Origin of the sequence: Actinomadura roseirufa, assembly GCF_900659635.1 — a bacterium.
Taxonomy (GTDB): domain Bacteria; phylum Actinomycetota; class Actinomycetes; order Streptosporangiales; family Streptosporangiaceae; genus Spirillospora; species Spirillospora roseirufa.
Genome location: NZ_CAACVB010000293.1, coordinates 1 through 8,461 on the forward strand (window position 1 = coordinate 1; position 8,461 = coordinate 8,461).

General features: G+C 72.7%; 9 protein-coding genes. 5 read left to right on the forward strand and 4 right to left on the reverse strand.

Annotated features, from left to right (window positions below; all coding sequences use genetic code 11):
- Positions 1-1,182 (reverse strand): S8 family serine peptidase (locus E1291_RS35420; RefSeq protein WP_165495450.1); only part of this gene is annotated, 1,182 nt, incomplete at its 3' end.
- 190 nt (positions 1,183-1,372) lie between these two features.
- On the opposite strand from E1291_RS35420, the gene E1291_RS42625 reads away from it, so the two are divergent.
- Positions 1,373-1,552 (forward strand): hypothetical protein, encoded by a 180-nt coding sequence (locus E1291_RS42625; RefSeq protein ID WP_165495451.1) that lies wholly within the window; start codon positions 1,373-1,375, stop codon positions 1,550-1,552.
- Between the two features lie 84 nt (positions 1,553-1,636).
- Here E1291_RS42625 and E1291_RS35425 read toward each other — a convergent pair whose 3' ends face one another.
- The gene (locus tag E1291_RS35425) at positions 1,637-2,260 is read right to left on the reverse strand and encodes a TetR/AcrR family transcriptional regulator (RefSeq protein WP_207401109.1); all 624 of its coding nucleotides are present in this window, start codon (positions 2,258-2,260) and stop codon (positions 1,637-1,639) included.
- Positions 2,261-2,496: 236 nt separating this feature from the next.
- On the opposite strand from E1291_RS35425, the gene E1291_RS35430 reads away from it, so the two are divergent.
- Entirely contained in the window at positions 2,497-4,212 is a 1,716-nt protein-coding gene (locus E1291_RS35430; protein ID WP_242614577.1) for a serine/threonine protein kinase, read from the forward strand.
- 160 nt (positions 4,213-4,372) lie between these two features.
- Here E1291_RS35430 and E1291_RS35435 read toward each other — a convergent pair whose 3' ends face one another.
- Both E1291_RS35435 and E1291_RS35440 read right to left on the reverse strand, forming a co-directional pair.
- The gene (locus E1291_RS35435) at positions 4,373-4,654 is read right to left on the reverse strand and encodes a DUF397 domain-containing protein (RefSeq protein WP_370771088.1); all 282 of its coding nucleotides are present in this window, start codon (positions 4,652-4,654) and stop codon (positions 4,373-4,375) included.
- Positions 4,654-5,520, reverse strand: coding sequence for a Sco1979 family transcriptional regulator (locus E1291_RS35440; RefSeq protein ID WP_242614578.1), 867 nt, complete (start codon positions 5,518-5,520; stop codon positions 4,654-4,656). The genes E1291_RS35435 and E1291_RS35440 overlap by 1 nt, the downstream gene beginning before the upstream one ends.
- A 224-nt stretch (positions 5,521-5,744) precedes the next feature.
- On the opposite strand from E1291_RS35440, the gene E1291_RS35445 reads away from it, so the two are divergent.
- The 3 genes from E1291_RS35445 to E1291_RS35455 all read left to right on the forward strand — a co-directional run bounded on the left by E1291_RS35445 (position 5,745) and on the right by E1291_RS35455 (position 8,341).
- Positions 5,745-6,362, forward strand: coding sequence for an ATP-binding protein (locus tag E1291_RS35445; RefSeq protein ID WP_242614579.1), 618 nt, complete (start codon positions 5,745-5,747; stop codon positions 6,360-6,362).
- A 128-nt stretch (positions 6,363-6,490) separates the two neighbouring features.
- Positions 6,491-6,844, forward strand: coding sequence for an STAS domain-containing protein (locus E1291_RS35450; RefSeq protein WP_131742427.1), 354 nt, complete (start codon positions 6,491-6,493; stop codon positions 6,842-6,844).
- Positions 6,845-7,081: 237 nt separating this feature from the next.
- Complete coding sequence (locus E1291_RS35455; protein WP_131742428.1) at positions 7,082-8,341, forward strand: M16 family metallopeptidase; 1,260 nt, start codon at positions 7,082-7,084, stop codon at positions 8,339-8,341.
- Positions 8,342-8,461 lie beyond the last annotated feature (120 nt).

An 8,461-nucleotide genomic window follows, 5' to 3' on the forward strand; every position in this document is an offset into this window, starting at 1 on the left:
GGGCCTGGGCTCGGCCGGTGCCGCCGCGTCTGGCGGACGGGCCGCGAGCGCCGGGCCCGGCGCCGCCTCCCCCGGCAGGACGGCGGTCACGGCCTGCACCGGGTTGACCATGCCCCGGCCCGTCCCCGCGCCGGCGTTGCCGTCGGCCGTCGCGAGGATGCGCCGCACGACCTGCTCCTGGCCGAGCCGGGGGTGGCGGGACCGGACCAGGGCCGCCACGCCCGACACGTAGGCGGCCGCGTAGCTCGTCCCCTGGGCCTGGAGGTCGTAGCCGCCGCCCGGCCAGGCGACGGCGAGGTCCCTGCCGGGGGCGCCGACGTCCACGCGGGTCTGCAGGCCGGAGCTCTCCGCCCGGCCTCCGTCCGCGCCCAGGGAGGCCACGGAGATCACGCCCGGGTAGCCCGCCGGGTAGGCGGGGCCGTCGTCGCCGTTGCGGTCCGGGGCGTTGCCCGCGGCGGCGACGATCACGGCGTCGCGGCCCTGCGCGTAGCGGACGGCCCGTTCGAGGGCGGGCGTGGGACGGGCCCGGATCGAGACGTTGACGACGCGGGCCCCCGCGTCGGCCGCGGCGCGGATCGCGGCGGGCAGCCGGTCGCCCCCGTCCTCGTCGCGGTCCGCGTTCTGCTGCTTGACGACCAGCAGCCGCGCGGCGGGGGCGGCGCCGCTCAGCGGGATCCCGCGGTCGCCGAGGTCGCGTCCGCCGACCAGCGCGGCCACGCCGGTGCCGTGCCCGGCGCAGTCGCGGCCGCCGGTGCCGGTGAGGTCGACGGTGCGGGCGACGCGCCCGGCCAGCATCGGGTGGGCGGTGTCGGCGCCGCTGTCGACCACGGCGACGGTCACGCCCTCGCCGCGGGTGAAACGCCAGGCGCGGGCGAACGCGAGCCGCCTGCGCGCCCACGGCTCGGCGACCGGCGCGTCACGGCCCCGGGGCGGGTCGCAGGCGGCCGGCGGAGGTGCCGGAGGGGTGCTCGCGGACGGACGGGGCGCGGGCGACGCGCTCGCGGACGGCTTCGACGCGGTCGGCTTCGGCTTCGTCGCGGTCGGTTTCGGCTTCGTCGCGGTGGGTTTCGGTGCGAGCGCCACCTGGAGCGGCCCCGCGGCGTGCGCGGTGGCGGGAAGGAGGGCCGGCGGTGCGCCGACCGCCATGATCATGCCCGCCGCCACGAGCCCGGTCGCACGCATCGCCTCTCCCCACTCGGTTGGCCCGGCGACCGACTGTAGAGGATCCCGGAACCCCCGCCGGGACGGTCCCGCGCGGAAAAAGGAACGATCATTCGGAATAGCCGGTGTGATCTTGCGGTTGCAACCACATGTGCGAACCCCGCTCGGAACGGGTAGCACTTCTGGTCCATCTCGACCCCGGAGGCGCCCCATGGCCAGCAGCATCCTCAGGCCCAAGGCCGGTACCAACCGCAAACACGTGAAATCGACCTCGTTGCGCGCCCTCGCGGTGGCGGCGCGTCTAGAACGCGACCATGCCCCGGAGGGTCCACCGGGCCACGCGGACGGCCGGGTGGACGGCGTCCGCCGCCCGTCGCCCGACCCGGCCTGACCGAGCCGGTGGCCACATCCGGCCCCGACGCCCGGAGCCCCCGTGATCTCACGGGGGCTCCGGGCGTTTCCGGGGCCGTTCGCTTCAGGAGGTCTCGGGGCTGACGGCCTCGAAGAGGGTGCGGACGGCGGCGTGCGCGCGTTCCGCGCCCACGGTCTCCACCATTGCGGTGAGGTGCTCTGCCCCTAGCGCGGCCAAGAGCGTGTGGGCGAGGGCCTCTCCGTCTGGGACATCGTCCAGTAGGACGGTCAGGTGGCGGTGCCAGAAGCGGTAGGCACCGATCCGGTAGCGCGCCCCGGGAGACGCCGTCTCCGACATCCGCACCAGGGAGAGATGGTCCAGCGCGTAGTCCAGGTAGGCGTCGGCGAAGGCGCGCAGGCGCGTGGACGGGGAGACTGTCTCGTCGGCCCGTCCCGGCCCGAGGGGCGCGGGGCCGGAGAGGATCGCGTCCTGGAGTTCACGTTCACGCTCGTCGAGGAGCGCCGCGGCGAGGCCCGCCTTGTCCCCGAAGCGGCGGAAGAGGGTGCCCTTTCCCACGCCAGCGGCGGCGGCCACCGCGTCCATCGACACCGACTCGACACCCTCGCGGGCGAAGAGCCCCGCGGCGGCGGCGAGCACCTTCGCGCGGTTGCGCGCGGCGTCGGCCCGCTCCTTGGGCGGTGGCGTCCGCATGAGCTCCAGGCCCCCACCGACTGGACCATGGTCCATCGACGTTCCCTCCATCCATTCAATCGGACTGTAGTCCAGTTAGCCGGGAGGGGCAATGACCACGTCCGACAGACCGCACCAAGCCGTGCGCCGCCATCGAGGATGGCACGATCACCGTCGTCCGACGGTCGCGCGTCCTTCTGATCAGACCTTTGATCATCCGGTTCCGGGAGGCCGTACCCTCGTCTGGCACACAGTTTCGACGGACGAGCCGGGAGCGACGGGGAGCGAGTGGTGTGACGGACAGGACGACGCCGGACGCCCATCCGCTGCGGTCGGGCGACCCGGCCAGGCTGGGCGGGTACGAGATCCTGGGCCGGCTCGGCGAGGGCGGCCAGGGCGCGGTCTTCCTGGGTCGCCCCACGGCGCCGGGGGCGCGCGGCACCGCGGACCACGTGGCGATCAAGCTCCTGCACGGCGGGCTCACCGGGGACGAGTCGGCGCGGGCGCGCTTCGTCCGCGAACTTGAGGTCGCCAAGCGCGTGGCCCGGTTCTGCACGGCGCAGGTCCTGGACGCCGACGTCGCGGGAGACCAGCCCTACATCGTCAGCGAGTACGTTCCGGGCCTTTCCCTGCACCGCGTGGTGCGCGAGGAGGGCCCGCGCACGGGCGGGGCGCTGGAGCGGCTCGCCGTCAGCACCCTGACCGCGCTCACCGCGATCCATCAGGCGGGGATCGTCCACCGCGACTTCAAGCCGCACAACGTGATGATGGGGCCGGACGGCCCGCGCGTCATCGACTTCGGCGTGGCGCGCGCGCTGGGCGCGGCGGGTGAGACGCAGAACGTCGGCACGCCCGCCTACATGGCGCCCGAGCACTTCACCGGTGGAGAGGTCGGCCCCGCGTCGGACATGTTCGCCTGGGGGACGACCATGGTGTTCGCCGCCACCGGGCGTCCCGCGTTCGGCAATGACGAGATGGCCATGGTCATGCACCGGATCCTGACCGGTGAGCCCGACCTGGGCGACCTGCCGAACCCCATGCGCGAGGTGGTTCTGGCGTGCCTGGAGAAGGAGCCCGGACGGCGGCTCACGGCCCGCCAGGCGCAGGAGCGTCTCGTCGGGGCCGCGAGCGGGGCCACGGCCGTCGCGCCGTCCGTCTTTCCCGGGTCTGCGGGCCCGGCGGCCTCTAGTGTCGCGACCGTCGCGATGGCTGGGACGGCCCCGCCGGCCGACCCTGTCACCGATCCGTCCGGCCCCCGCACCAGGACGGCTCCGCAACCGCCCCCGTACGGTGATACGACGCCGCATTCCCCCTACGGGCACGGCGGGCCGGGAACGCCACCGCCTCCGGGCCGGCCGCCCGAACGCGACGGGGAGGGGAAGCGGCGCGCGCGGCTGGTGCCGCTCGCCGCGGCGGCGGCCGTGGCCGCGCTCCTCGCGGGCGGAGGCGTGTGGGCCGCGACCCGGTCTGACGGCGGGGGCGGCGAAGAGCGGCCGCTCACCGCGCCCGAGCAGCAGAAAGTCGCCCCGCAGGACGGGACGGCGGGCAAGAGCGGGCCGGGCGAGGCCACCAAGAAGCCCGGCTCGAAGCAGGACGGCAAGAAGCACGGCCGGCGTCCGGACCACAAACGGCCGGGTGACGGCAAGAAGACCTCGGGGCCCGGTCCCGCCACCGCCCCGGAACCGCCCAACAAGTACACCCCGCAGGCCGTGTGCAACACCGGCGGTCACGGCGGCGGCTACTACGTCCAGCGTTCCGTCCCCGCCTCCGGGGGCACCGTCTACCTTCTCTACAACAGCTCCGGCTACAACTGCGCCGTCACGATGAAGACCGTGAACGTGGGCAAGAAGTCCCCGGTGTCGGTCTGGATCCAGCGCACCGGCGGGGGCCAGATCAATGACGGCGGGGCGTTCGAGTGGTACGCGGGCCCGGTGTTCGTGTCCGCGCCCAGCCAGTGCGTCCGCTTCGGAGGGGACGGGGCGGAGTCGCCCTGGGGCAACTGCGGCTGACCATGAAAAAGGCCACCCCCGCGCCGGGGTGGCCTCTGCCTCTGGCTGCGGACGGGTCGACGTTCGGTGCACCGGAGCCGACCCGCCGCGATTTCGGCGAATCACCCGCCGATCCTCGGGGATCTCAGGCGGTGTTCTGTTGGCGGTTTTCCAGGAGTGTTCAGTTACGGGAGGCGATGAGGTGATCGAAGTCGCCGTCCTTGGCACCAAGGATGAGGGCTTCGATCTCGGGGCGGGTGTAGATGAGGGCGGGTCCTTCGGGGTGGCGGGAGTTGCGCATCGCGACCTGCCCGCCGGGCAGTTCGGCGATCTCGACGCAGTTCCCCTGGGAGTTGCTTCGCCGGGACTTCAGCCACCGCGCGCCGTGCAGCTTGGTGGCGGGCATCCCGTTGTCATAGTCGTTCGAGCCGGCCTTGATATGGCCGTGTTGGGTCTGGAGCATCATGTCTCTCTGAGAAGATCACCGAGAATCTCCACCGTGCGCTCCGGGGTAGCACTGTCGACGCACAGGCGTTCCATCGCCTGAAGGTAGGTATCGACGTCATCGCGCTTGTCCAGGTACATCGCGCCGGTGAGGTTCTCGACGTAAACCACGTCCGGCAGGTCCTGCTCGGGGAAGCGCAGGATGGTGAAGGCGCCTCCCTCGGCGGCATGGCCGCCGAACCTGAACGGCATGATCTGGATGGTGACGTTGGGGAGCTTGGACATCTCGATGAGGTGCTCGAACTGGCCCCGCATCACCTCCGGACCGCCGATGGGGCGCCGCAGCGCCCCTTCGTCCAGGACCGCCCACAGGCGCGGCGCCTCCGGGCCCGTCAGCCGCTCCTGGCGTTGCAGGCGCAGCTCGACGCGCTGGGCTATCTCCTGCTCGGCGGCCCCGGCGTTGCCCAGGCGGATCACCGCACGCGCGTACCCCTCCGACTGCAGCAGTCCCGGGACGAACTGCAGCTCGTACGTGCGGATCAGCGCCGCCGACTCCTCCAGCCCCACGTAGGTCTGGAACCAGCCGGGCAGGACGTCGTTGTACCGGTGCCACCAGCCGGGGGTGTTGGCCTCCCGCGCGAGCTGCAGCAGCGACTCGCGCTCGGCCTTGTCGCCGACGCCGTACAGCGTGAGCAGGTCGTCCACGTCTCGTTCTTTGAAGCTGACCCGCCCCAGCTCCAGGCGGCTGATCTTGGACTCCGACGCGCGGATGACGTAGCCGGCGTCCTGACGGGTCACGCCCTTGGCCTCCCGCAGGCGGCGAAGTTGCGACCCGAGCAGGATCCGACGAACCGTCGACCCGCTTCCCGGCGTCTCTGGAGTCACGCCCAACCTCCCGGCTATCTGGCGGACAGCGAACCTAGTGTGCCACTGGCCTCCGTGTCCTGCGGTTACCTCCGATCGCCCGTGCGCATCCGCGTCGCCCCGCACCCGTACAAGGCGAATGCACGTGCATTGGGCCTTGCATTCGCACGCTACGATGCGTAGGATAACGCACGAGACTTCCGAGCCACGGCTGCACATCGAGATCACTCTGCGGGGTCCGGGGAATGACGCCACGCCATGCGCACGACGACACGCGGTGGGAGCTCGGCCCCGTCGTGGGGTCGGCGAACCCACAGGACCATGTCGTGCACTCGACGCCAGTACCCGAATCATCCGACCTGCCCCCGCGCCTGGACTCGGCGCTGACGGCCCTCACCCAGATGACGGGGCCCACCGTCTCCTTCGTCGTCGACCCCGACCCCGAGTCGGTGACGCACGCCCGGCACTTCGCCCTGTCCCGGCTCGGCGAATGGAACGTGGCGGCCCTGGCCGACGACGTGGGCCTGGTGGTCTCCGAACTCGTCACCAACGCGCTGCGGCACAGCGGCCGGGTGACCGGCGGGCGGCCCGGGGACGACGTGCACCGCGAGGGCGTGTACGACGACCCGGCCGACCCGCTCGGCTCCGCCCCGTCGGCGATACGCCTGCGGCTCGTGTACCGGGCGCCCTGGCTGCTGTGCGGAATCATCGACGCCAGCGGGGCGGCGCCCCGCCGCAAGGAACCCGACTACATCGCCGAGACCGGCCGGGGCCTCCACCTGGTGGAGTCGTTCAGCGTCCGGTGGGGCTGGCGGGCCCTGCCCCACGGCAAGGTCGTCTGGGCGCTGTTCCGCTCCCCGTGACCTCCCATATTCGCGTTGCCGCCTGACCGGACGCAGGTTTGACGGACACCTGGGTGTCCTGCGGGGGTAGTAATGCCTCCCACTGGGTATAGGGCACTCTCCCGACGACCGGCAGGAAGGGAGCACCGGTGGACTTCGCCGTCGAGCATCGCGAGGAACACGGTCTGACCGTCGTGAAGATCAGCGGCGAGATCGACGTGTTCACCAGCCCCCGGCTGCGCGAGGCGCTCCTCGACATCATCGACAACGGCGGCCCGCACCTGCTCGTGGACCTCGGCGAGGTGACCTTCCTCGACTCCACCGGGCTGGGCGTGCTGGTCGGCATCTACCACCGGCTCCGCGCGCGGGACGGCTCCATGTCCTTCGTGGGGGCCAACGACCGGGTCCGCCGCGTCTTCCACGTCACCCAGCTCACCAAGATCTTCGTCCTGCACCCCTCACTGGAGGACGCGATCGCGGCCCACCGCCCCACCGCCTCCTGACCCATTGCGGTCTCCCGGGTCAGAGGCCGCGCCTCTCTTCGCCCGGCCTCCTCGCGCGCCTTGCGTCCGGCCTGGAGAACGGGATCCGTGCCCGGCCGGGCGGGGTCCCTCGCGGGCGCGCTTCGGTCGCGGGCACCCGGTACGGTGAGACAGAGATCAAGCCCGCCGCCTGGGCTCCGTCCCACCGACGCGCGGTGCTGTCCGCCAGCCGATCGATCGAACGGACGGGAGCGCTCCGTGGCAGAACAGCCGCTGCATGAGCACACGCTCGGCAATGGCCTGCGCGTGGTGGTCTGCGAGGACCATGTCGTACCGCTGGCCGCCGTCAACCTCTGGTACGGCGTGGGCTCGAGGCACGAGCGCGCCGGCCGCACCGGGCTCGCGCACCTCTTCGAGCACCTGATGTTCCAGGGGTCGGCGAACGTCGCCGAGGGCGAGCACGCCGCCCTTCTGGAGAGCGCCGGTGCCGCGTTCAACGCCAGCACCTCCTTCGAGCGCACGAATTACTACGAGACCGTCCCGGTCAGCCATCTGGAGCTCGCGCTCTGGCTGGAGGCCGACCGGATGGGCACGCTGCCCGCCGCACTGACGCAGGCCAACCTGGACAACCAGCGTGACGTCGTGAAGAACGAACGCCGTCAGCGCTATGACAACCAGCCGTACGGCACCGCCTTCGAGCGGCTGTGCGCGCTGACGTTCCCCGGCGGGCACCCCTTCGCCCACACCCCCATCGGCTCGATGGACGACCTGAACGCGACCACGCTGGAGGACTGCACCGACTTCTTCTCCACCTGGTACGCGCCCGGGAACGCGGTGCTGTCGGTCGTCGGCGACGTGGACCCCGAGAAGACCCTGGAGGCGGTCGAGCGCTACTTCGGCGGCATCCCCGCCGGGCCCGAGCAGCCGGCCGCGCGTCCCGGGGACCTCGGCCCGCTGTCGGGCGTGCGCGGTGAGACGCTCGACGAGGACGTCCCGTCCCCGGCCTACTTCGCGCTGTTCACCCTGCCCTCCGACGGCGGCGACGACATCGAGGCCGCCGAGCTGGCGGTGGAGATCCTCGGCGGCGGCTCCGGCTCGCGGCTCTACGACCGGATGGTCCGCCGCGACCAGATCGCCACCGAGGTGTGGGCGGGCGTGACCCGGCTGGCGACCGGGCAGTCGCTGGCGATCGTCGACGCGATCGGCCCCGACCCCGACAAGATCGCCGCGGTGCTGGACGAGGAGCTGGAGCGCTTCGTCGCGGGCGGCCCCGACGACGACGAGACCGCGCGCGCCACCGCGCAGGCCGAGCGGGGTTTCCTTGAGCAGACCGAGACCGTGACCGGGCTGGCCAACGCGCTCTCGCAGAACGCCACCCAGTTCGGCGACCCGGCCCGGGTCTTCACCGCCCCCGGCCGCGCCGCCGCCGTCACCGGCACCGCGATCAAGGAGATGGCGGGCCGCTGGCTCGCGCCGGGCGCCCGCGTCGCCCTGACCTACGGAGGTACGTCGTCGTGAGCGGTCTCACCCTGCGGCCCCGCCCCGTCCCGGGCCCCGTCCCGCCGTGGGCCTTCCCGGCCGCCGCCGCGGGCCGGGTGCCCGCCGGCCCGGCGACGCTGCGATGTGACCTGCCCGGCC